General features: G+C 68.1%; 1 protein-coding gene. It reads left to right on the top strand.

The window, feature by feature from the left end; translation table 11 throughout:
* Nucleotides 1-1,006, top strand: a 1,006-nt coding sequence (locus tag AB2385_RS17140; protein WP_367656218.1) for an FAD-binding protein, incomplete at both ends; no start/stop codon positions are given.

Raw genomic sequence — 1,006 nt, 5'->3', positions numbered from 1 at the left:
GGGACGACAACTGGGAGAAGCACGCCTTCGATACCATCAAGGGCTCCGACTACCTGGCGGACCAGGATGCGGCCGAGATCCTGGCCAAGGAGGCCGTGCCGTGCATCGTGGAGACGGAGCACTGGGGCTGCCCGTTCTCCCGGAACCCGGACGGCACCATCGCCCAGCGCCCCTTCGGCGGCGCTGGCTTCCCGCGCACATGCTTCGCGGCAGACAAGACCGGCCACGCCCTGCTCCACACCCTCTACCAGCAGGCCATCAAGCGCGGCATCAAGATCTATCAGGAGTTCCTGGTGCTGTCGCTGGCCGTTCACGAGGGCCGGGCGGTTGGCGGCGTGGTGATGAACATCGTCACCGGTGAACTGGGCACGGTGCAGGCCGACGCCCTGCTCCTCGCCACCGGCGGGGCGGGCAAGATCTACGCCCACTCCACCAACAACCTGCTCAACTCCGGCCTGGGCATGGCCATCGCCTACTGGGCCGGCGTGCCCCTCAAGGACATGGAGTTCATCCAGTTCCATCCCACCGGCCTCTGGGGCACCAACATCCTCATGACCGAGGGCTGCCGCGGCGAGGGCGGCTACCTCCTCAACAACAAGGGCGAGCGCTTCATGGCCCGCTACGCCCCCAAGGCCATGGAGCTGGGCCCGCGCGATATCGTCGCCCGTTCCATCCTCACCGAGATTCTCGAGGGGCGCGGCTTCAACCTGGGCGGCCCGGGCGGGGGTTACGTCCACCTGGACCTGCGCCACCTGGGCGAGGCGAAGATCAACGAGCGGCTGCCCGAGGTGCGGGAGATCTGCAAGAACTTCGCCGGCATCGACCCGGTCTACGAGCCGATCCCCGTGCAGCCCAGCCAGCACTACACCATGGGCGGCATCGACACCAACATCCACGGCGCCACCCGGCTGAAGGGCCTCTACGCCGCGGGCGAGTGCGCCTGCGTCAGCGTGCACGGCGCCAACCGCCTGGGCGGCAACTCGCTGCTCGACACCATCGTCTTCGG

This window comes from Symbiobacterium sp. (assembly GCF_040797425.1).
Classification (GTDB): Bacteria; Bacillota; Sulfobacillia; order Symbiobacteriales; family Symbiobacteriaceae; genus Symbiobacterium.
This window is presented reverse-complemented; position numbering and strand designations above follow the sequence as displayed.